Annotated in this window: 22 protein-coding genes and 1 pseudogene; 11 read left to right on the forward strand and 12 right to left on the reverse strand. The window is 59.7% G+C overall.

Annotated features, from left to right (window positions below; genetic code table 11):
* Positions 1-4: 4 nt before the first annotated feature.
* Positions 5-1,222 carry a beta-ketoacyl-ACP synthase I gene (gene fabB, locus FHW68_RS09285; RefSeq protein ID WP_183680100.1) on the forward strand — a complete coding sequence of 406 codons (1,218 nt, stop codon included), beginning with the start codon at positions 5-7 and terminating at the stop codon, positions 1,220-1,222.
* 75 nt (positions 1,223-1,297) lie between these two features.
* Here fabB and FHW68_RS09290 read toward each other — a convergent pair whose 3' ends face one another.
* A complete protein-coding gene (locus tag FHW68_RS09290; RefSeq protein WP_183680102.1) occupies positions 1,298-1,522 on the reverse strand; it encodes a hypothetical protein in 225 nt (74 codons plus the stop codon).
* Positions 1,523-1,658: 136 nt separating this feature from the next.
* On the opposite strand from FHW68_RS09290, the gene FHW68_RS09295 reads away from it, so the two are divergent.
* Entirely contained in the window at positions 1,659-1,847 is a 189-nt protein-coding gene (locus FHW68_RS09295) for a hypothetical protein (RefSeq protein WP_183680104.1), read from the forward strand.
* Positions 1,848-1,913: 66 nt separating this feature from the next.
* Here the strand turns inward: FHW68_RS09295 and FHW68_RS09300 are convergent, their stop codons facing one another.
* The 6 genes and pseudogenes from FHW68_RS09300 to FHW68_RS09325 form a co-directional block, all read right to left on the reverse strand.
* Positions 1,914-2,456 carry a DUF2058 domain-containing protein gene (locus FHW68_RS09300; RefSeq protein ID WP_183680106.1) on the reverse strand — a complete coding sequence of 181 codons (543 nt, stop codon included), beginning with the start codon at positions 2,454-2,456 and terminating at the stop codon, positions 1,914-1,916.
* A 28-nt stretch (positions 2,457-2,484) separates the two neighbouring features.
* A complete protein-coding gene (gene mazG / locus FHW68_RS09305; RefSeq protein WP_183680108.1) occupies positions 2,485-3,318 on the reverse strand; it encodes a nucleoside triphosphate pyrophosphohydrolase in 834 nt (277 codons plus the stop codon).
* Between the two features lie 127 nt (positions 3,319-3,445).
* Positions 3,446-5,689, reverse strand: coding sequence for a GTP diphosphokinase (gene relA, locus FHW68_RS09310; protein WP_095634385.1), 2,244 nt, complete (start codon positions 5,687-5,689; stop codon positions 3,446-3,448).
* Positions 5,690-5,765: 76 nt separating this feature from the next.
* Positions 5,766-7,169: a 23S rRNA (uracil(1939)-C(5))-methyltransferase RlmD gene (gene rlmD, locus FHW68_RS09315; protein WP_183680110.1), complete on the reverse strand. Its 1,404-nt coding sequence runs from the start codon at positions 7,167-7,169 to the stop codon at positions 5,766-5,768.
* Positions 7,169-8,071, reverse strand: coding sequence for a cysteine synthase CysM (gene cysM, locus FHW68_RS09320; protein WP_007899067.1), 903 nt, complete (start codon positions 8,069-8,071; stop codon positions 7,169-7,171). The genes rlmD and cysM overlap by 1 nt, the downstream gene beginning before the upstream one ends.
* Positions 8,072-8,249: 178 nt before the next feature.
* Positions 8,250-8,789, reverse strand: a pseudogene (locus FHW68_RS09325) (DUF1016 N-terminal domain-containing protein); the annotation flags it as partial.
* Between the two features lie 330 nt (positions 8,790-9,119).
* On the opposite strand from FHW68_RS09325, the gene FHW68_RS09330 reads away from it, so the two are divergent.
* Together FHW68_RS09330 and FHW68_RS09335 are read left to right on the forward strand one after the other, a co-directional pair.
* Positions 9,120-11,870, forward strand: a complete 2,751-nt coding sequence (locus FHW68_RS09330; RefSeq protein WP_095634383.1) for a response regulator — start codon at positions 9,120-9,122, stop codon at positions 11,868-11,870.
* A 200-nt stretch (positions 11,871-12,070) separates the two neighbouring features.
* Complete coding sequence (locus tag FHW68_RS09335) at positions 12,071-13,060, forward strand: 2-hydroxyacid dehydrogenase (protein ID WP_095634382.1); 990 nt, start codon at positions 12,071-12,073, stop codon at positions 13,058-13,060.
* Between the two features lie 4 nt (positions 13,061-13,064).
* Here FHW68_RS09335 and FHW68_RS09340 read toward each other — a convergent pair whose 3' ends face one another.
* Positions 13,065-13,451 carry a hypothetical protein gene (locus tag FHW68_RS09340; RefSeq protein WP_183680112.1) on the reverse strand — a complete coding sequence of 129 codons (387 nt, stop codon included), beginning with the start codon at positions 13,449-13,451 and terminating at the stop codon, positions 13,065-13,067.
* Between the two features lie 134 nt (positions 13,452-13,585).
* Between FHW68_RS09340 and FHW68_RS09345 the strand changes: the two genes are divergently transcribed.
* Together FHW68_RS09345 and FHW68_RS09350 are read left to right on the forward strand one after the other, a co-directional pair.
* Complete coding sequence (locus tag FHW68_RS09345) at positions 13,586-14,020, forward strand: hypothetical protein (protein WP_007899088.1); 435 nt, start codon at positions 13,586-13,588, stop codon at positions 14,018-14,020.
* Positions 14,020-14,424, forward strand: a complete 405-nt coding sequence (locus FHW68_RS09350; RefSeq protein ID WP_183680114.1) for an META domain-containing protein — start codon at positions 14,020-14,022, stop codon at positions 14,422-14,424. The genes FHW68_RS09345 and FHW68_RS09350 overlap by 1 nt, the downstream gene beginning before the upstream one ends.
* Before the next feature lie 111 nt (positions 14,425-14,535).
* Here the strand turns inward: FHW68_RS09350 and FHW68_RS09355 are convergent, their stop codons facing one another.
* Complete coding sequence (locus FHW68_RS09355; protein WP_095634379.1) at positions 14,536-15,003, reverse strand: TlpA disulfide reductase family protein; 468 nt, start codon at positions 15,001-15,003, stop codon at positions 14,536-14,538.
* 114 nt (positions 15,004-15,117) lie between these two features.
* On the opposite strand from FHW68_RS09355, the gene arsC reads away from it, so the two are divergent.
* From arsC to FHW68_RS09370, 3 genes are read left to right on the forward strand one after another with little or no spacing between them, the layout of a single operon-like run.
* Positions 15,118-15,471 carry an arsenate reductase (glutaredoxin) gene (arsC, locus tag FHW68_RS09360; protein WP_095634378.1) on the forward strand — a complete coding sequence of 118 codons (354 nt, stop codon included), beginning with the start codon at positions 15,118-15,120 and terminating at the stop codon, positions 15,469-15,471.
* Positions 15,468-16,064: an NAD(P)H:quinone oxidoreductase gene (gene wrbA / locus FHW68_RS09365; RefSeq protein WP_095634377.1), complete on the forward strand. Its 597-nt coding sequence runs from the start codon at positions 15,468-15,470 to the stop codon at positions 16,062-16,064. Before arsC ends, wrbA begins: the two co-directional genes overlap by 4 nt.
* Before the next feature lies 1 nt (position 16,065).
* A complete protein-coding gene (locus tag FHW68_RS09370; protein ID WP_183680116.1) occupies positions 16,066-16,491 on the forward strand; it encodes a DUF2069 domain-containing protein in 426 nt (141 codons plus the stop codon).
* A gap of 113 nt (positions 16,492-16,604) precedes the next feature.
* Here the strand turns inward: FHW68_RS09370 and FHW68_RS09375 are convergent, their stop codons facing one another.
* Complete coding sequence (locus tag FHW68_RS09375; RefSeq protein ID WP_183680118.1) at positions 16,605-17,279, reverse strand: DNA-3-methyladenine glycosylase I; 675 nt, start codon at positions 17,277-17,279, stop codon at positions 16,605-16,607.
* Between the two features lie 124 nt (positions 17,280-17,403).
* A complete protein-coding gene (gene ttcA, locus FHW68_RS09380) occupies positions 17,404-18,228 on the reverse strand; it encodes a tRNA 2-thiocytidine(32) synthetase TtcA (protein ID WP_123720620.1) in 825 nt (274 codons plus the stop codon).
* Between the two features lie 394 nt (positions 18,229-18,622).
* Between ttcA and FHW68_RS09385 the strand changes: the two genes are divergently transcribed.
* Together FHW68_RS09385 and FHW68_RS09390 are read left to right on the forward strand one after the other, a co-directional pair.
* Positions 18,623-19,225: a Yip1 family protein gene (locus tag FHW68_RS09385; RefSeq protein WP_095634373.1), complete on the forward strand. Its 603-nt coding sequence runs from the start codon at positions 18,623-18,625 to the stop codon at positions 19,223-19,225.
* Positions 19,226-19,382: 157 nt separating this feature from the next.
* Positions 19,383-19,877, forward strand: coding sequence for a SprT family zinc-dependent metalloprotease (locus FHW68_RS09390; RefSeq protein WP_095634372.1), 495 nt, complete (start codon positions 19,383-19,385; stop codon positions 19,875-19,877).
* A 110-nt stretch (positions 19,878-19,987) separates the two neighbouring features.
* On the opposite strand, the gene FHW68_RS09395 is transcribed toward FHW68_RS09390, so the two are convergent.
* Complete coding sequence (locus tag FHW68_RS09395) at positions 19,988-21,169, reverse strand: CaiB/BaiF CoA-transferase family protein (RefSeq protein WP_183680120.1); 1,182 nt, start codon at positions 21,167-21,169, stop codon at positions 19,988-19,990.
* Between the last annotated feature and the right edge of the window lie 146 nt (positions 21,170-21,315).

Raw genomic sequence — 21,315 nt, forward strand, 5'->3', positions numbered from 1 at the left:
TCGCATGCGCCGCGTCGTTATCACTGGTCTGGGCATCGTTTCGTGCCTGGGCAATGACAAAGAGACCGTCTCCGCTAACCTGCGTGCAAGCCGCCCTGGCATCCGGTTCAACCCGGAATATGCTGAAATGGGTCTGCGTAGCCAGGTTTCCGGCTCCATTGACCTTCCCCTCGAAGAGCTGATCGATCGCAAGATCTATCGCTTCGTCGGCCACGCGGCGGCTTACGCCTACCTGGCCATGAAAGATGCCATCGCAGATTCCGGTCTGACCGAAGAGCAGGTTTCCAACGTGCGTACCGGCCTGATCGCCGGCTCCGGTGGCGCGTCGACCTTGAACCAGATGGAAGCGCTGGACATCCTGCGCGAGAAAGGCGTCAAACGCGTAGGCCCGTACCGCGTCACGCGGACCATGGGCAGCACCGTTTCGGCTTGCCTGGCGACGCCATTCAAGATCAAGGGTGTGAATTACTCGATCTCTTCCGCGTGCGCCACCAGTGCTCACTGCATCGGTAACGCTGTGGAGCAGATCCAGTTGGGCAAGCAGGACATCGTGTTCGCCGGCGGCGGTGAAGAAGAACACTGGAGCCAATCGTTCCTGTTCGACGCCATGGGCGCACTGTCCAGCCAGTACAACGAGACCCCGGAAAAAGCCTCGCGCGCCTATGACAAGGATCGCGATGGTTTCGTCATCGCCGGCGGTGGTGGCATGGTCGTGGTCGAAGAGCTGGAACATGCTCTGGCTCGCGGCGCGAAGATCTATGCGGAAATCGTTGGCTACGGCGCGACCTCCGACGGCTACGACATGGTCGCCCCAAGCGGCGAAGGCGCCATCCGCTGCATGCAGATGGCCATGGCCACCGTCGATACTCCGATCGACTACCTGAACACCCATGGCACCTCGACTCCGGTCGGCGACGTCATGGAAATGAAAGGTGTGCGTGAAGTGTTCGGCGACAAGGCTCCAGCCATCAGCTCCACCAAGAGCCTGTCGGGTCACTCCCTGGGCGCCGCTGGCGTTCACGAAGCGATCTACTGCCTGCTGATGATGGAAGGCAACTTCATGGCGGGTTCCGCCAACATCGACGAACTGGACCCGGAAGTGGCAGACATGCCAATCCTGACCAAGACTCGCGAAGACGCCACCATCAACACCGTGATGAGCAACAGCTTCGGCTTTGGTGGCACCAATGCCACGCTGGTACTGAAGCGCTGGCAGGCGTAGGAGCTGCCGCAGGCTGCGATCTTTTGATCTTTAGCGCCCGTTAAGACGCTGAAAAGATCGCAGGCTTGGCCAGCCTCACACAAAAACGCCCCGACTGGTTCGGGGCGTTTTTTTGTGCCTGTAAATAATGTTCATGATGCGTGGATTGCTCTTGTAGGAGCCAGGCTTGCCGGCGAAAGCGTCCTTGAATACGCCTTCGCCGGCAAGCCTGGCTCCTACAGGTGCAAGCCGCGTTTTCTGTCTCGCCAACATGAAACATTTGTCATGAAACTCAATGGCCTGCGGCTGAATGTCGCGCATTTCGTGGGCTGCAGGACTTTTGCCGATTCTGCAAGAATGGGTTGCCCAACTCTGCCGTTTACTTAGCCAGCTAACAAAACATATAACAAAGGCCTGCACACGCCTTGCTGCAGATAACAGAGATTGGAGCTAGCAGATGACTGTAAAAGTAACTGAACGCGACGATTCACATATGTCCCATGAAGGCATCGCCGCCGGTATCCGCATCTGGGATGTCCATCAACAAGGCCTGCTGGTCGGGATGTTCCACTCCGAGACCGAAGCCCATCAATACAGAGCTGAACTGGAAACACTGGAGCAGCAGCGCGAAGCACGCTCTGCATAACGACCCCATTGAAAACGACAAACCCCGCCATGAGCGGGGTTTGTCGCTGTTGCAGTCCCTAACGACTTACCACATCAGATCATCAGGAATCTGATAAGCCGCGTACGGATCGTCTTCGGCGCTGACTTCTTCTGTCTTCACATTCAGCTGCACGATGCGCTGTGGATCGCGCTCCTGAATCTTCAGGGCCGCTTCACGAGGGATTATTTCGTAACCACCGGCATGATGCACGATCGCCAGCGAACCGCTGCTGAGTTTGTTGCGCATCAGCGTATTGACCGAGATGCGCTTGACCTTCTTGTCGTCGACGAAGTTGTAGTAATCCTCGGTGGTCAGCTTGGGCAGGCGCGAGACTTCGATCAATTGCTTGACCTGGGCGGCGCGGGCCTTCGCCTCTGCTTTCTCCTGCTGCTGGCGGTTCAGCTCCTGGTCGCGCTTGACCTTCTCGGCCATGGCTTCCTGAGCCGCACGCTGCTGGGAATCATCGAGTTCGATCTGGCCTTTGTGGGCCAGGCGTTGCTGCTTCTGCTTTTCTTTGCCGACCTGTTTGGCCTGCTTTTGATTGACCAGCCCTGCTTTGAGCAACTGGTCGCGAAGGGAAAGGCTCATGGTGCTTATTTCTCACTTAGGCAACTGCTCAACCGCAGCTGGGCAAATTCTTTTCCTGACGTTTGGCTTCGCCCCACAAGGCGTCCAACTCTTCGAGGGTGCAATCTTCTATGGGACGGTGGGTGTCGCGCAATGCCTGTTCGATAAATCGGAAGCGTCTTTCAAACTTTGAGTTCGCGCCGCGCAGTGCGGTTTCCGGATCGACCTTGAGGTGTCGCGCCAGATTGACCACGGAAAACAGCAAGTCGCCGATTTCATCGGCAATCGCCGCCGAGTCATTATCGGCCATGGCTTCGAGCACTTCATCAAGCTCTTCGCGCACCTTGTCGAGCACCGGCAAGGCGTCCGGCCAGTCAAAACCGACCTGCCCTGCGCGCTTCTGCAGTTTTGCCGAACGGGACAGCGCCGGTAAGGCGGCAGGCACGTCGTCGAGCAAGGACAACTGCTGCGGTGCCGAAGACTTCTCGGCACGTTCTTCAGCCTTGATCTCTTCCCAGCGTTGCTTGACCTGTTCTTCATTCAGACGCGGGATGTCCAGCGGCGCATACAGATCACCGGTGGAGAACACGTGAGGATGACGGCGGATCAGCTTGCGCGTGATGCTATCGACCACACCATCGAACTCGAAACGCCCTTCTTCCCGGGCCAGTTGGCTGTAATAAACCACCTGGAACAACAAGTCGCCCAACTCACCCTGCAGATGATCGAAGTCCCCGCGCTCGATTGCATCGGCGACTTCGTAGGCTTCTTCCAGAGTATGCGGGACGATGGTCGCGTAGGTTTGCTTGATGTCCCACGGGCAGCCGTATTGCGGGTCGCGCAGACGGTTCATCAGGTGCAGCAAATCTTCAAGTGAATACATCTTCTAATCTCTACACACTTCACTTGTAGGAGCGAGGCTTGCCCGCGAAGGCGGCATACCTGACACACCGCCTTCGCGGGCAAGCCTCGCTCCTACAGGTGTCACCATCAATTTCCGTGCAGATCTCTCACGGCGTGCGGTTACGACGGGTTTCGATGATGTTCGGCAACTGGGAAATCCGCCCCAGCAACCGCCCCAGTGCATCCAGCCCCGGAATCTCGATGGTCAGGGACATCAACGCCGTATTGTCCTCTTTGTTCGAGCGAGTGTTGACCGCCAGCACATTGATCCGCTCGTTGAGCAGCACCTGCGACACGTCACGCAGCAAACCGGAACGGTCGTAGGCGCGGATGATGATGTCCACCGGATAGGTGAGCACCGGCACCGGCCCCCAGCTGACCTGGATGATCCGCTCCGGCTCGCGCCCGGCCAGTTGCAGTACCGAGGCGCAGTCCTGACGGTGAATGCTCACGCCACGGCCCTGGGTGATGTAACCGACGATCGCATCCCCTGGCAGCGGCTGGCAGCAGCCGGCCATCTGGGTCATCAGGTTGCCGACGCCCTGGATCTGAATGTCGCCGCGCTTGCCTGGTTTGTAGCCGGTGGCTTTGCGCGGGATCAGCTCCAGCTGTTCGTTGCCGCGTTCCGGCTCGACCAGTTGCTGCGCCAGATTCACCAATTGCGCCAGGCGCAAATCGCCGGCGCCCAATGCAGCGAACATGTCCTCGGCGGTCTTCATGTTGGCCTTCTCGGCCAGCTTGTCGAAGTCCACCTGCGGCAGGCCGAGGCGATTGAGTTCGCGCTCGAGCAAGGTTTTACCGGCCGCGACGTTCTGATCCCGGGCCTGCAATTTGAACCAGTGAACGATCTTCGCCCGCGCCCGCGAGGTGGTGATGTAACCCAGGTTCGGGTTCAGCCAGTCGCGACTCGGCGTGCCGTGCTTGCTGGTGATGATCTCGACCTGTTCACCGGTTTGCAGGCTGTAGTTGAGCGGTACGATCCGCCCGTTGATCTTGGCGCCGCGGCAGTTGTGGCCGATTTCGGTGTGCACGCGGTAGGCGAAGTCCAGCGGTGTCGCGCCCTTCGGCAAATCGATGGCGTGACCGTCCGGAGTAAAGATGTAGACCCGGTCCGGCTCGATATCGACCCGCAGTTGTTCGGCAAGGCCGCCAATATCGCCCAGCTCTTCGTGCCACTCGAGCACCTGACGCAGCCAGGAGATTTTCTCTTCGTAGTGGTTCGAACCGGACTTGACGTCGGTGCCCTTGTACTTCCAGTGCGCGCACACGCCCAGTTCGGCTTCTTCGTGCATGGCATAGGTGCGGATCTGCACTTCCAGCACTTTGCCTTCAGGGCCGATCACCGCAGTGTGCAGCGAGCGGTAGCCGTTCTCTTTCGGGTTGGCGATGTAATCGTCGAACTCTTTCGGGATGTGCCGCCACAGGGTATGGACGATGCCGAGCGCGGTGTAGCAGTCGCGCATTTCCGGCACCAGCACACGAACCGCGCGCACATCGTAGATCTGGCTGAACTCCAGACCCTTGCGCTGCATTTTGCGCCAGATCGAATAGATGTGTTTGGCCCGACCGCTGATGTCTGCATCGACGCCGGTAGCCTGCAGCTCGTTTTTGAGTTGGGTCATCACGTCAGCGATAAAACGCTCACGATCCAGCCGTCGCTCGTGGAGCAACTTGGCGATCTGCTTGTACTGGTCAGGCTCAAGATAGCGGAAGGACAAATCCTCCAGCTCCCATTTGATATGACCGATACCGAGGCGGTGGGCCAGCGGCGCGTAAATGTCGAACACTTCACGGGCTACGCGGTGGCGCTTCTCGTCGTCAGCGGTTTTCACCGCGCGGATCGCACAGGTGCGCTCGGCCAGTTTGATCAGCGCGACACGCACATCGTCGACCATGGCCACGAGCATTTTGCGCAGGTTTTCGACCTGGCCTTGAGTGCCCAGCACCATGGATTGACGGGGGCTCAGGCTGGCGCTGATCGCTGCCATGCGCAACACGCCATCGATGAGTTTGGCGACTACCGGACCAAAGCGCTGGCTGACCGCCGGCAACGGGATCTGGCCTTCGCGCACGCCGCGGTACAAGACTGCCGCGACTAACGAATCCTGATCGAGTTTAAGGTCGGCGAGAATCTCGGCGATCTCAAGGCCCGTGCGGAAACTCGAGGTCCCTTCGGACCATAGATTCTTCGCCGCATTGGCTTGTTGTTCGGCCTCGCGAGCGAATTCGCAGGCTTCCTTCAAGGCTTCGCGATCCAGTGCCGCATCGACACTGACCGCATGATCGAGCCAAGCCTCGAGGTTGATACTGCCGTCGGTATTGATCGGCTGGTGTGCTCTCACCTGTACCATCTTGCTTTACCTTCCCTACGACGCAGATTCAATGCGTCAAATCGCTGACCGTCGCTGCCCGTGTGCATTCGCGGGGCTAAGACGAATGCGTTTGCACGAGCGGGTCAGTCGGACCAGACGAGCCGTCCTGGCTCGCTTCAAATAACGCCATGGCTTCGACATGCGCCGTCTGAGGAAACATATCGAGAATCCCGGCACGTTTTAACCGGTAGCCCTGCTTGATCAATTCGACGGTGTCGCGCGCCAGCGTTGCAGGATTGCACGACACATACACCAATCGTTTGGCGCCCAGGGATGCCAACTTGCGCACCACCTCGAAAGCACCGTCGCGAGGTGGGTCCAAGAGTACCGCACAAAAGCCTTCGTCGGCCCATTCGGCATTCGTCAAAGGCTGGGATAAATCGGCCTGAAAAAACGTCGCATTATGCAAATTGTTGTCAGCGGCATTCGCGGCAGCCCGCTCGACCATCGCTTGCACGCCCTCCACCGCCACCACTTCGCGAACGGTCTTGGCCAGCGGCAAGGCAAAGTTGCCCAACCCACAAAACAGGTCAAGAACCCGTTCATCCGATTTGGGCGCCAACCACGCCAACGCCTGGGCGACCATCGCTTCGTTGACCCCGGCGTTGACCTGGATGAAATCTCCCGGTCGATACGCCAGGTTCAAATCCCACTGTTCAAGGCGATAGCCCAGCGATTGATCGGCTTCGACCGGTTGCGGCTCGCCATCGCCTTGCAGCCATAGCTGGGCTTCATGGAACGCGCAGAATTGCTTGAGGATGGTCATGTCGGCTTCGGACAACGGCGCCATATGCCGCAGCAATACCGCCGACGACGAACCGCTGAACAACTCCACGTGCCCCAGCGCCTTGGGTTTGCTCAAGCGTCGCAGCATCTCCGGCAAGCGGCTCATGATGGGTTGCAAGGGCTGTACCAGCACCGGGCATTCGTTGATGGCGACGATGTCCTGACTGCCGGCAGCGCGGAAACCGACTTCGAGTTTTTTCGCTTTCATGTCCCAACGCACCGCCACTCGGGCGCGACGACGGTAGCCGAATTCCGGACCGCTCAACGGCGCTGCCCACTCATCAGGTTGGACACCGGCAACCCGCGACAATTGCTCGGCGAGCATGCGCTGTTTCAGGGCGAGCTGTTCGTTGTGGGGCAAATGCTGCACGCTGCAACCGCCGCAGCGACTGGCATGAACGCACGGTGCCGGGCGCCGCAATTCACTGGCCTGGAAGACGCGCTCGGTGCGCGCCTCGACCACTTTGCCGTGGGCCCCCAGGACCCGCGCCTCGATGTCTTCACCGGCCAATGCGCCGATGACGAACCAGGTGCGACCTTCGAAAAACGCGATACCGCGACCATCATTGGCCAGGCGCTCGATGGTCAAGCGCTGCTTTTTGCCGGTCGGGACTTGCGGGGCCTTGCTGCCACCCGTGGGCTGGAAGCGCAGGCCTCTCTCTTGCCTGGCCATCAGTTGGGCGCGTCGAAAATGCCGGTCGACAGGTAACGGTCGCCACGGTCGCAGATGATCGCGACGATCACCGCGTTTTCAACTTCTTTGGACAGGCGCAGCATCGCCGCCACCGCACCGCCCGAAGACACGCCGCAGAAGATGCCCTCTTCACGCGCCAGGCGACGGGTCACGTCTTCGGCTTCGCTTTGCGCCATGTCGACGATCCGGTCCACGCGCTCGGCCTGGTAGATCTTCGGCAGGTATTCCTGCGGCCAGCGACGGATGCCCGGAATCGCCGAACCTTCCATCGGTTGCAGCCCGATGATTTGCACGTTGTCGTTCTGTTCTTTCAGGTAGCGCGAAACGCCCATGATGGTGCCGGTGGTGCCCATCGAGCTGACGAAATGAGTAATGGTGCCTTCGGTCTGGCGCCAGATTTCCGGACCGGTGGTGGTGTAGTGCGCTTCAGGGTTGTCACCGTTGGCGAACTGATCCAGCACCTTGCCGCGACCTTCGGCCTCCATTCGCTGGGCGAGGTCGCGAGCGCCTTCCATGCCTTCTTCCTGGCTGACCAGAATCAGCTCGGCGCCATAAGCCGTCATGGCGGCTTTACGCTCGGCGCTGGAGTTGTCCGGCATGATCAGGATCATCTTGTAACCCTTGATCGCCGCAGCCATGGCCAGGGCGATCCCGGTGTTGCCCGAGGTCGCTTCGATCAGCGTATCGCCGGCGTGGATCTGCCCGCGCAATTCGGCGCGGGTGATCATCGACAGCGCCGGACGGTCCTTGACCGAACCCGCCGGGTTATTCCCTTCGAGCTTGAGCAAAAGGGTATTGCTGGTGGCGCCAGGCAGGCGCTGCAAACGGACCAGCGGAGTGTTGCCGACGCAATCGGCGATGGTTGGGTACTGCAAGGTCATGGCGTATTCGCAATCCAGACTGCGGGGGCGCCTATCATACCGGCAAACGTGCGCAGGCCATATCACGCAAAGTAAGAGGCTTATGGCGAATGGGAATAAGAGGGGTTATCCGCTTGTCTCCTGCTTAAAATCCAATGCATAGAACTCATGCAATTTGGGTTTTCGTGGTTTTGCGCTCATAGGCGTCGCGGAATATCTCAAGCGCTGCTGGGTGAGTTTGTCTCAGCACCGCAGAGGCTTTTGCCGGTTGGGTCACGCTTCGTTCGAACAGTGCGGTCTTGAACTGACGCTCCAATTCGCGCTTCGACCATTTTTCTTGAACAGCCATACGTAGGTAAAACTCACGCTCTTCCGGCAGCTTGCCCTGGCTGAAAATGACCAAGTTATGGGTCCAGGGTATTTGTCTCACCAGTGGTGAGACTTTCTCGTCGCCCCGGTAAGTCTCATAAAACTGACGCATGCGGAATAGATTGGGGCGCGTAAACCCGCGCAACCCCGGTTGAGTCTGAGCCAGATGCTCAGCCAGTTGATTGACCACAGAATCGCCCCATTCAGCCTGTTCCAGCTTGCGACTGATGTAAGCGCCCACCTGCCAATACAGCTCGATCAATTGGGTATTCACCGCCTGCATGGCTTGCTGTCTGGCACTTTGAATCAGCGCAAGCACTTCATTGAAACGGTCGTCAGCTGCGTTGTCGGGGACGCTGGATGCCTTCATGCCGAATTCCTGGAGGACGAGGAAAAACCCGAGTCTATTCCGTCGAGTCAGGCATAAGGTGTCGGCAATGCTCTTTAGGAAAGGTCGTACAAATAAACGCGAACGCTCCGGCATGAATCAGCGCGGTGACGGCTGAGAGGGCCGTATCGTGCGCAGGCTCTCTTCCACAGCTGCCGAATGTTTACGCCCCAAGCCCCAAGCACTGAACTTACCGACGAATGACGAGATCAATTTTACGAAGATTGCCCGCATGCAAATCGCTACACTGCGCAGATGGTGCATGCCGGACGCATGTGCAGGTCAATAAACAGCTGGATGCGGGAGAAATGCGTGCTCAAGAAACTGGGAATTAAAGGCCGCGTGCTGTTGTTGACCCTGTTACCGACCACCCTGATGGCACTGGTTTTGGGCGGCTATTTCACCTGGATGCAGCAATCGGACCTGCAATCCCAACTCATGCAGCGCGGCGAAATGATTGCCGAACAGCTGGCACCGCTGGTGGCCCCGGCCATGGGTCGCAAAGACAACGACCTGCTGGAACGCATCGCCACTCAGTTCCTGGAACAAACCGACGTGCGTGCGGTGACTTTCCTCGCCCCCGATCGCACTCAACTGGCCCATGCCGGCCCGACCATGCTCAATCCGGCGCCTTTGGGCAGCGGTTCCCAGCTTCTGCGACGCAGTGGCAATGACGCCACGCGCTATCTGCTGCCCGTGTTCGGCAAGCACCGCAACCTGGCGGGCGACCTGATTCCCGATGAAACCGACCGCCTGCTGGGCTGGGTCGAACTCGAACTGTCGCACAGTGGCATGTTGCTGCGCGGTTACCGCAGTCTGTTCGCCAGTCTGCTGCTGATCGGCGGTGGCCTGGTCGGTGCGGCGCTGCTGGCGCTGCGCATGGGCCGGACCATCAACCGGCCATTGAGCCAGATCAAACAAGCCGTGGCACAGCTCAAGGACGGTCACCTGGAAACCCGCCTGCCGCCCCTCGGCAGCCAGGAACTGGATGAACTGGCGTCCGGTATCAACCGAATGGCCGGAACCTTGCAGAACGCTCAGGAAGAATTGCAAAACAGCGTCGATCAGGCCACCGAAGACGTGCGTCAGAACCTGGAAACCATCGAGATCCAGAACATCGAGCTAGACCTTGCACGCAAGGAAGCCCTGGAGGCGAGCCGGATCAAGTCCGAGTTCCTGGCCAACATGAGCCATGAAATCCGCACGCCGCTCAACGGCATTCTCGGCTTCACCCATTTGTTGCAAAAAAGTGAATTGACCCCGCGTCAGCTCGACTATCTGGGCACCATCGAAAAATCCGCGGACAGCCTGTTGGGGATCATCAACGAGATTCTCGACTTCTCGAAAATCGAGGCCGGCAAACTGGTGCTCGACCATATTCCGTTCAACCTGCGCGATCTGCTGCAAGACACCTTGAACATCCTCGCCCCGGCCGCCCATGCCAAAGAGCTTGAGCTGGTGAGCCTGGTTTATCGCGATACGCCACTGTCGCTGGTGGGCGATCCGCTGCGACTCAAGCAGATTCTCACTAACCTTGTGAGCAACGCGATCAAGTTCACCCGCGAAGGCACCATCGTCGCCCGCGCCATGCTCGAAGAAGAGTATGAAGACAGCGTGCAACTGCGCATCAGCATTCAGGACACCGGGATTGGCCTGTCAAATCAGGACGTGCGCGCCTTGTTCCAGGCCTTCAGCCAGGCCGATAACTCGCTGTCCCGGCAACCTGGCGGCACCGGCCTGGGGCTGGTGATTTCCAAACGACTGATCGAACAGATGGGGGGCGAGATCGGCGTCGACAGCACACCGGGCGAAGGCTCGGAATTCTGGATCAGCCTGAGCCTGCCCAAAACCCGCGACGACGCCGAGGACCTGCCCGGCCCACCCTTGCTCGGACAGCGGGTGGCGGTGCTGGAAAACCATGAACTGGCCCGACAGGCCTTGCAGCATCAACTGGAAGACTGCGGCCTGGCCGTCACGCCGTTCAACACTCTCGAAAGCCTGGCCAATGGCGTGACCGGCGCCCATCAGACCGATCAGGCCATCGGTCTGGCTGTGCTCGGCATCACCAGCAACGACATGCCGCCGGAACGCCTCAACCAGCATATCTGGGACCTCGAACACCTGGGCTGCAGAGTATTGGTGCTGTGCCCGACCACCGAGCTGACGATGTTCCATCTCTCGGTACCCAACCCCCACAGCCAGCTGCAGTCCAAACCGGCCTGCACGCGCAAACTGCGTCGAGCCCTGTCCGACATGGTCAACCCTCGCCAGCAGCGCAGCGACCCCGGCGAGCCGCTTTCGAGTCGCGCACCGAAGGTCCTTTGCGTCGATGACAACCCGGCCAATTTGCTGCTGGTGCAAACCCTGCTCGAAGACATGGGCGCCAAGGTGCTCGCGGTGGAAAGCGGATATGCCGCGGTCAAGGCCGTGCAGAACGAGACCTTTGACCTGGTGCTGATGGACGTCCAGATGCCCGGCATGGATGGCCGCCAAAGCACCGAAGCCATTCGCCAGTGGGAAAGCGAACGGCATTGCACACCGCTGCCGATCGTCGCCCTTACCGCTCACGCGATGGCCAACGAAAAACGTGCATTGCTGCAAAGCGGCATGGATGACTACCTGACCAAACCCATCAGCGAACGGCAACTGGCGCAGGTGGTGTTGAAATGGACCGGCCTGGCGTTGCGCAACCTGGGGCCGGAGCGCTCCAGCGAAAGCAGCATCGATAATGACTTGCAGGTACTTGATCACGACGAAGGCCTGCGCTTGGCGGCGGGCAAGGCCGACCTGGCGGCAGACATGCTGGCAATGCTGCTGGCTTCCCTGGAGGCCGACCGCGAAGCCATTCGCCTCGCCCGTGAAGCCAATGACCAGAATGCGCTGATCGAGCGAGTCCATCGCCTGCATGGGGCGACCCGTTATTGCGGCGTCCCGCAATTGCGCGCTGCCTGCCAGCGCAGCGAAACCCTGCTCAAGCAACAGGACTCCAAAGCCCACGGCGCGCTGGAAGAACTCGAACGGGCCATCAATCGGCTGGCAGCCCATGCGCGTATCAATGCCTGATGCAGCGCAATAACACCGGTCGCCTTGAAGGCTAAGCTCAAATCTGTGTAGCAGCTGCCGAAGGCTGCGTCCGGCGGCGAAGCCGTCGTAAAACCTGCATCCGCGGTTTACCTGAACGATTGCGGTGCCTGATTTAACGACGGCTTCGCCGCCGAACGCAGGCTTCGCCAGCTGCTACAGGTAACTTCCAGGAGGACAGCATGCGCACGATTCTTTTCAGCAGCCAGATCTACGACCGCGACAGTTTTCTGCATGCGGAACTGCCCGCCGGCATCGAGCTGTATTTTCAGCCAGCGCGACTGAGCCTGGACACGGCGGCGCTGGCGGAACATCACGACGTGGTCTGCGCCTTTATCAATGATGACCTCAGTGCTCCGGTACTCGAACGCCTGGCCGCGGGTGGCACACGCCTGATTGCCCTGCGCTCGGCCGGTTACAACCACGTTGACCTGACGGCAGCCAAGCGCCTGGGGCTGGCGATTGTGCGGGTTCCGGCCTACTCGCCCCACGCAGTGGCCGAACATGCGGTGGCGCTGATTCTGGCGCTCAACCGACGCCTGCACCGTGCCTACAACCGCACCCGCGAGGGCGACTTCAGCTTGCACGGGCTGACCGGTTTCGACCTCGTCGGCAAAACCGTCGGCGTGGTCGGCACCGGGCAGATCGGCGCGACGTTCGCGAAAATCATGAACGGCTTCGGCTGCCGGTTGCTGGCCTATGATCCTTGCCCGAACCCACAAGTCGAAGCGCTCGGCGCGCGCTACCTCAGCTTGCCGCAATTGCTGGCCGAGTCGCAGATCATCAGCCTGCATTGCCCGCTCAACGAACAGAGCAAACACCTGATCAACAGCGAATCACTGAGGCACATGCAGCCCGGTTCAATGCTGATCAATACCGGGCGTGGCGGTCTGGTGGAGACGCCGGCGCTGATCGATGCGTTGAAGGACGGCCAATTGGGCTATCTGGGGCTGGATGTGTATGAAGAGGAGGCGCAGCTGTTCTTCGAGGATCGCTCCGACTTGCCGCTGCAGGACGATGTATTGGCGCGCCTGCTGACCTTTCCGAATGTCATCATTACCGCGCACCAGGCCTTCCTCACCCGCGAAGCCCTGGGCGCGATTGCCGCGACCACCCTGCAGAACATTGCGGCCTGGGCGGCCGGTTCGCCACAGAATCAGGTCGAGAGCTGACGGGTCAGGACTTGGACAAAAGGATCATCAGGGCCAGCCAGCCGAAGCCCAGCAAGCGCTGCCCCAGCGAATGCCCGCGACGCAGCAGGAACCAGACAAAAAACGGCGGCAGAAGAAAAATCATCAGTTTCAGCCAGAGTTCCACCGGACGCCGCCCGCCGGCTACCGGTGTCGGAATCCCGGCCTCGACCTCGGCTTTACGTTTGCGCCCGAAAGCGGCCGGGGTCACCCTCGGCACGCTCTCATTGGTCGGTAAACGCCCGAAAGAAACAGGCGCCTGCGTAGCCGTCGATGTAGCCGCTTCTGCCTGCGCAGGTGCACCGCAATGAATACAGGCAGGCGCCATGGAGCTGATGCGTTGCTTGCACTCAAAACATTCGATCAACGCCATTTCCATTCCCTAGAGATACAAAAGCGGCAGTGTGCCATGACTCGGCAAGTCATTTGAACCAGATCGAAGGTCACATGCCCGCGCCATGCTGCGTTCGTGCCCGTGCTAGCATATCGCGCATATTTGGAGGACCCATGGTCGAACACGATTTCCGCTATAGCCTGATGAACCCGCAACACACCCTCACCGAATGCCGCGCCCTTGTGCCGGGGCGTTATCAAGTCACCGGCAACGGCGGCTCGATTCGTAATAACGACGTGTTGGTCGTGACCCTTAAAGGCAGTAAGGACTTGTCCATGCGCCTGACCGTCGAAACGGTTCGCCACCTGATCAACCCGCCGGGCCAATGGGTCGCGGTGGCCAGTGGTCCAGTGTTCGGCGAACTGGCGATTCATACCTGGAAAGTCAATTGCGACAGCTGCGCCAAAGAGCTGAGCTTTGAGTTCGCGGTCGACGCCAAGCTGGGCAACAAGGCCGAAAAACCGGCGGCCACTGCGCGCATTGCCGAGCTGGGCTGGGCCACTGTTGCCGACAAGCACCTGTGCAAGAAGTGCCAGGAGCCTGCGTGATGAAACGCCTTGCTCTGACCGCCATGGCCGGCGCCAGCCTGTTGGGCTGCGCCGCCGAACCGGTGCAATTGCAACACAACCGCAGCTACATTCTGGAATGGATCGGTGAGCGTCCGTTGATGGACTACAGCCACCTGACCATTACCCTCGATGAAGACGGTCGCGCCTACGGCAATGGCGGCTGCAATCACTGGTTCGCGCCGTATACCCTGCAAGGCGACAAGTTGAGCTTCGGCAAGATCGGCAGCACTCGCAAAATGTGTGCGCCAGCGTTGATGGAGCAGGAAAAACGCTTCCTGCAGGCGCTGGAAAACGTCCAGCGCTGGGACGTTTCACCGCTCGACCAGATGCGCTTCTGGCCGGCGCAAGGCAAACCGTTGCGTTGGTGGCTTGAAGAGGGTTGATCATCAGCCCCGAAAAGATCGCAGCCTCGCCAGGGCTCGACAGCTCCTACATGGATTGCCGAACATCTTGTAGGAGCTGTCGAGCCCTGGCGAGGCTGCGATCTTTTGCTTTTAGTTCTTGGCCTGCAACGCCTCAAGCTTCGCCATCAACCCCGCCGCCGTCTGCTCGCCCATCAACTGTTCCCGCACCTTGCCCTTGTCATCGATGATGTAAGTCACCGGCAACGCTTCACTGCGCGGCAATTCGAAAAGGTCGGCCGGGTCCTGGGCCAGCACGGTGAAGGCGATGCCCAGTTTCTCGCTGGCGCTTTTCAGCTCTTCGCCCTGCACATTGTCGAAGTTGACCCCGAACACTCCGATCTTCTTGCCCTTGAGCTGCTCGGCCAGCAGGTTCAATTCGGGAATCTCGGTACGGCACGGACCACACCACTCGGCCCAGTAATTGAGCACCAGCCATTGTTGGTCCAGACGTTCGGCGGCGACTTTATGACCGTTCTGGTCGACGCCATAGTCATTGCCGCAGCCCCCCAGCAATAATGCCCCCAAGATCGCCAATGCCGCTGCCAGTCGCCTTGTCATGTCCGGATCCTTGTCAAAAATGAAATACACCGGCGACCCATCGCCTCCCAAGGTTCTGGATTACGCGCCGCACGGTTAGAATAGCCGCCACCTTACGCAAGATGCGACCCGCACATGACCGATCTGACGCTTTATCACAACCCGCGCTGCTCGAAATCCCGCGGTGCGCTCGAACTGCTCCAGGATCGTGGCCTGGCCCCGACCGTGGTCCGTTACCTGGAAACGCCGCTGGACGCCGCGCAAATCCAGAGCCTGCTGAGCAAGCTCGGCATCAGCGCCCGGCAATTGCTGCGCACGGGCGAGGATGAGTACAAAACCCTCAACCTGGCCGACAGCAGCCTGAGCGAGGCGCAATTGATCGCGGCCATCGCCGCGCACCCGAAACTCATGGAGCGGCCGATTCTGGAAGTCGGCGACAAAGCCATCATCGGCCGTCCGCCGGAGCAAGTGCTGGAGTTGCTGCCGTGAGCGCGCCGTACATTCTGGTGCTGTATTACAGCCGCAGCGGCTCGACCAATGAAATGGCCCGGCAGATTGCCCGGGGTGTCGAGCAAGCCGGCCTTGAAGCCCGATTGCGCACCGTGCCGGCGATTTCCACTGAATGCGAAGCCGTGTCGCCGGACATTCCCGATGAAGGCGCGCTGTACGCCAGCCTCGACGACTTGAAAAACTGCGCCGGCCTGGCCCTCGGCAGCCCGACCCGGTTCGGCAACATGGCCGCCCCCTTGAAGTACTTTCTCGATGGCACCAGCAATCTGTGGCTGACCGGCGCCCTGGTGGGCAAACCGGCCGGGGTCTTCACCTCCACCGCGAGCCTGCACGGCGGCCAGGAAACCACGCTGCTGTCGATGATGTTGCCGTTGCTGCACCATGGCATGCTGATCACCGGCCTGCCTTACAGCGAGTCGGCGCTGCTGGAAACCCGCGGTGGCGGCACGCCTTACGGCGCCAGCCATCACGCTGGGGCCGATGGTAAAAGCGGTTTGAATGAACACGAAGTTGCGCTGTGCCGGGCCTTGGGCCTGCGGTTGGCGAAGACTGCGCAAAAGTTGGTGAGCTGAGATGGCCAAAAAGCCGAAGATTCTGCCTTCCATCGAATGGCTCGAACCGCGAGTACGGGCGATGCGCATCATCAGCCTGCTATGCTTTTTCGGCTTGGTGGGACTGCTCTGCGCCTACTATCTGGTATTCGCCGACCTGCATGGCGCGCGACCGTGGGTGATTCTGCTGATCGAACTGGTGCCACTGCTATTGCTGGCGCCGGGGATGATCGCTGGCAGCGCCCGCGGGCATTCGTGGATGTGTTTTGTGGTGAACCTGTATTTCATGAAAGGCGCATTGGCCGCGTACGACCCGAACCGGCAGCTGTTCGGGTTACTGGAGATGGGCGCGAGCCTGGCGGTGTTCTGCTCGGCAATGTTGTATGTGCGGTGGCGATATCAATTGAACCGCAAGTTGGCGGGTGAAGGCCAGACCAGCGTCGCCTGACAGGCCCCTATCGCGGGCAAGCCCGCTCCCACAGGACCGGAGTCGTTCACATATTTTGTGCTCAATCCAATACCTGTGGTAGCGGGCTTGCCCGCGATGGGCTCATCTCGGTCTCAATGATTCACTGTGTAAGCGAGCATCATCGAAATCTGGCTCATCGGCCGCCCACCGCTCTCTTCGTGCCACTGGTTGAACGCATTCTGCACCGTGGCCATGTCCCGCAAACTGGTTGGCACCTTGTCGACGATCTTCTGCGCATTCAGCGCTGCCACCACGTCATAGCTGGGCACGAAGGTGTCCTTGCCGACCATGCGCAAGAATCGCGGTGCCGATAACCCGCCCAACTGATGCCCGTGTTTCTTCAGATAGGTCCACAAGCCGACAATATCGGTCACCGGCCATTCGGCGATCAACGCGCCAAAACTGTTCTTTTCTTGGGCCACGTCCAGAATGAACTGAGCATTGCGCGGCACGCTCTTGAGCTTGCCCAGGTGGCGGATGATCCGCGCGTCCTGCATCAGGCGTTCCAGGTGTTCGGCGCTCATCAGCACGACTTTTTCCGGGTCGAACTTGAAGAACACTTCTTCGAAAGCCGGCCACTTGGCGTCCACCAGGCTGTGCTTGAGCCCGGCGCGGAATACCCGCAACGCCATGGTCGAGAGGTAGCGATCGTCGCTGATCTTGCGCAATTGCGCCGGGGTCTTGGGAACGGGCAAATGGGCTTCCAGTTCAGCCGCCGAACCGAAGCGGTTCAGACAGTATTCGTGCAGCCACTTGTAATCGCGCATGCCCTTTCCTGATAAGTAAGTGAATAGACTCATGAACTGTCCCCCAAAGACAGGATCGGTGTCCAACTTTTGGGGGCAGTTCATCATGTGGGAGCCAGCCTGCTGGCACCCACCGTGATTGTGTTTAGAGGTTTACAACGTTGACGAAGCGCGAAGCCGCCGTTTCGTCAATCTTCAGGTTGGTGAAATCGAACAGGTTGCGGTCCGCCAATTGCGACGGAATCACGTTCTGCAAGCTGCGGAAAATGCTTTCGGTACGGCCCGGGGTCTTGCGTTCCCACTCCTGCAGCATCTCCTTGACCACCTGGCGTTGCAGGTTTTCCTGGGAGCCGCAGAGGTTGCAGGGGATGATCGGGAATTGCTTGAAGTCCGAGTAAGCCTGAATGTCTTTTTCGTTGCAGTAGGCCAGCGGACGGATCACCACGTTGCGCCCGTCATCGGCGCGCAGCTTGGGCGGCATGGCCTTGAGCGAGCCGTTGAAGAACATGTTGAGGAAGAACGTCTCGACGATGTCGTCACGGTGGTGACCGAGGGCCATTTTGGTCGCGCCAATTTCATCGGCAAAGGTATAGAGCGTGCCGCGACGCAGGCGCGAGCACAGCGAGCAGGTGGTCTTGCCTTCCGGAATCAGCTCCTTGACCACCGAGTAAGTGTCTTTCTCGACGATGTGGTACTCGATGCCCAGTTCTTTAAGGTAAGCCGGCAGCACGTGCTCAGGAAAGCCCGGCTGTTTCTGATCCATGTTCACGGCAACGATCTCGAACTTGATCGGGGCGACTTTCTGCAAATGCATCAGCACATCGAGCATGGTGTAGCTGTCCTTGCCACCGGACAGGCAGACCATGACCTTGTCGCCATCTTCAATCATGTTGAAATCGGCGACAGCCTCACCCGCCTGACGGCGAAGGCGCTTTTGCAGTTTGTTCTGGTTGACCGTAAGAGTGCCCATGACGCGAAATCCGTGAGGTGTGACGAAAGGCCGGCATTTTACGCAAAAACATTGCACTTGTGGCGAGGGGGCTTGCCCCCGTTCGGCTGCGCAGCAGTCGTAAAACAAACACTGCGGTTCCTCTTGGAAAATATAGTCGACTGATTGGGGGCCACTTCGTGACCCAACGGGGGCAAGTCCCCTCGCCACAGGGTTTAAAAGGCACAGACCCATCGGCGATTACCCATAACATTTACAGCGCGATTTGCTCTAAGCCCCTCGCACTATTTCCGGCAACTCCTTTCTATACTGCGGCATAAGGTCGCACACGTATTCAGACCTGTACTTACCTGGCCACTTTGGCCCGTAAGCGCTCCGCTGGGGGGCGATGGCAACAACAAGAGGAGTGACTGGCATGATCCATCACGTAGTGGGGCTCTTCACCCACCCTGACCAGGAATGGAAAGAAATCCGTGGCGACCAGGAGGAAAGCATCAGCCACATGTACCTCACGCACACCCTGATTCTGGCGGCGATCCCTGCCGTATCGGCGTTTATCGGCACCACGCAGGTCGGTTGGGTCATTGGTAACCGGGCGCCGGTGATGCTGACCATGGAAAGCGCGCTGTGGATGACCATCATGTCGTACCTGGCGATGCTTGGCGGTGTTGCGGTGATGGGCGCGTTCATTCACTGGATGGCTCGCACCTATGACGCCAACCCGAGCCTGGCACGCTGTGTCGCGTTCGCCACCTACACCGCAACGCCGCTGTTCATCGGCGGCCTGGCGGCGCTGTACCCGCACCTGTGGCTGGGGATGATCGTCGGCACCGCGGCCGTCTGCTACACGGTGTACTTGCTGTATGTGGGCTTGCCAACGTTCATGAACATTCCGTCGGACGAGGGATTTCTGTTTTCAAGCTCGGTGCTTGCCGTAGGACTGGTGGTGCTGGTGGCGATCATGGCGTTCACGGTGATTGTCTGGGGACTCGGCGTGGGGCCGGTCTATACGAATTAGCAACACCCCCACCAAAAACAAGATCTGCCAACACAGGCCGCCGCAAGGCGGCCTTCTAGCTCCAGGAAAGAGCAGGAGGTACGACCATTCGGCGCCTCGGCGATTCGCAAGTCCCGAGGGTTGCGGCATACTCGACGACTCTGGAGATCCATCAAGCATGCCCGAGCAACTCAACACCCGCGTCGAAGATTGTTTCCAACAAGCCGAATCCTTTTTCAAACGACCTTTCAAACGCCCCGTGGTGAGCCTCAAGCTGCGCGGGCAAAAAGCCGGTGTCGCGCATTTGCACGAGAACCTGCTGCGTTTCAATCTGCAGCTGTACCGGGAAAACACCGAAGACTTCCTCAAGCAGACCGTGGCGCACGAAGTCGCGCACCTGATCGCCCATCAGCTGTTCGGGGACCGCATCCAGCCTCACGGCGAAGAGTGGCAACTGATCATGCGCGGTGTGTACGAACTGCCGCCCAACCGCTGCCACACCTACGACGTCAAACGCCGCAGCGTGACCCGCTACATCTACAAATGCCCCTGCCCCGACAGCGATTTCCCGTTTTCGGCGCAGCGACATGGTCTGGTGAGACAGGGGCGACGGTATTTGTGTCGGCGGTGCAGGAGCACATTGGTGTTCAGTGGCGAGATGCGGGTCGAGTGACCCACATGATCATTCCCACGCTCTGCGTGGGAATGCCGCGATGGACGCTCCGCGTCCACTGTGACGCGGAGCGTCACGGGATGCATTCCCACGCGGAGCATGGGAACGATCTATGTAACAACCCTGGCACGCCGCAATTCCTCGATCCGCTCAGCACTGAACCCCAATTCCCCCAACACCTGATCGGTATGCTCACCCAGCCCCGCCCCGATGTGCCGCGCTTCAGGCAACCCTGCTGAAAACTTCAACGGACAGGCCATTTGCGCCTGAGTCGAACCATCGCCCCTGGGCACGTCAATCACCAATTCCCGCGCCTTCAACTGTGGATGCCGCACCGCTTCGCCCAGGCTCAACACAGGCTCGACGCAGGCATCGACCCCGGCGAACAGTTCACACAGCTTGGCAAAGTCGTATTTTTCGAATTCAACTTTCAACGCCTCCTTGAGCGCCTGTTGCCGGGCCGGCTCGGGCGACAGCCCTTGGGCCGCCAGTTCCGGCCGGCCCAGCGCCGTACAGAGTTGCTGCATGAAACCCGGCTCCAGACTGCCCACCGACAACCAGCGTCCATCGCGGGAACGGTAGTAATCGTAGAAGCTGCCGCCATTGAGCATCTGATTTTCCCTGCCCGGCTCAACCCCGCAGGCCAGGTACCCGGCACCGGCCATGGCGTTCAGGCTGAAGGCGCAGTCGGTCATGCTCACATCCAGATGTTGCCCCTGCCCTGTCTGCTGTCGCGCGATCACCGCCGCCAGCAGACCGATCACCCCGTGCAGCGAGCCGCCCGCGACATCCGCCACCTGCATGCCCAACGGCACCGGGCCGCTGTCGGCGCGACCGGTGTAGCTCGAAAGCCCCGCCAACGCCAGGTAGTTAATGTCGTGACCGGCGCGATCTTTGTAGGGGCCGGTCTGGCCATAACCGGTGATCGACACATAAATCAGCTTCGGGTTGATCGCTTTCAAGGCGTCATACCCCAAACCCAACCGGTCCATCACGCCGGGACGAAACTGCTCCAGCACGATGTCGTAGTCTTGCAGCAATTGTTTGATCACCTCCAGCGCCTCGGGGTGCTTGAGGTCCAGCGCCAGGCTGCGTTTGTTGCGATTGAGGTACGCATGGCTGGCCGACACGCCTTGATCATGCGGTGGCAATACTCGCAGCAGGTCCATGCGGGTCGGCGATTCGATGCGCAGCACCTCGGCGCCCATGTCTGCCAGCAGCAAGGAGGCGAACGGCCCCGGCAGCAGTGTCGAGAAATCCAGAACCTTGAGGGATACCAGTGGACCGAGCATAAGCGTTCTCCAGTGCAATCCCCCAAGCCTAGGCAGCCGAGGACAGTGCAGCAATCACCTTATGTGTCAGCGGCGGTGACCGTTGTGCTCAAATCGCCCCCATGAAAAAACCCGCCGAAGCGGGTTTTTCAGTGCAGCCTGTATGT

It is taken from the genome of Pseudomonas sp. Tn43, from assembly GCF_014192635.1.
In the GTDB taxonomy this organism is placed as follows: Bacteria; Pseudomonadota; Gammaproteobacteria; order Pseudomonadales; family Pseudomonadaceae; genus Aquipseudomonas.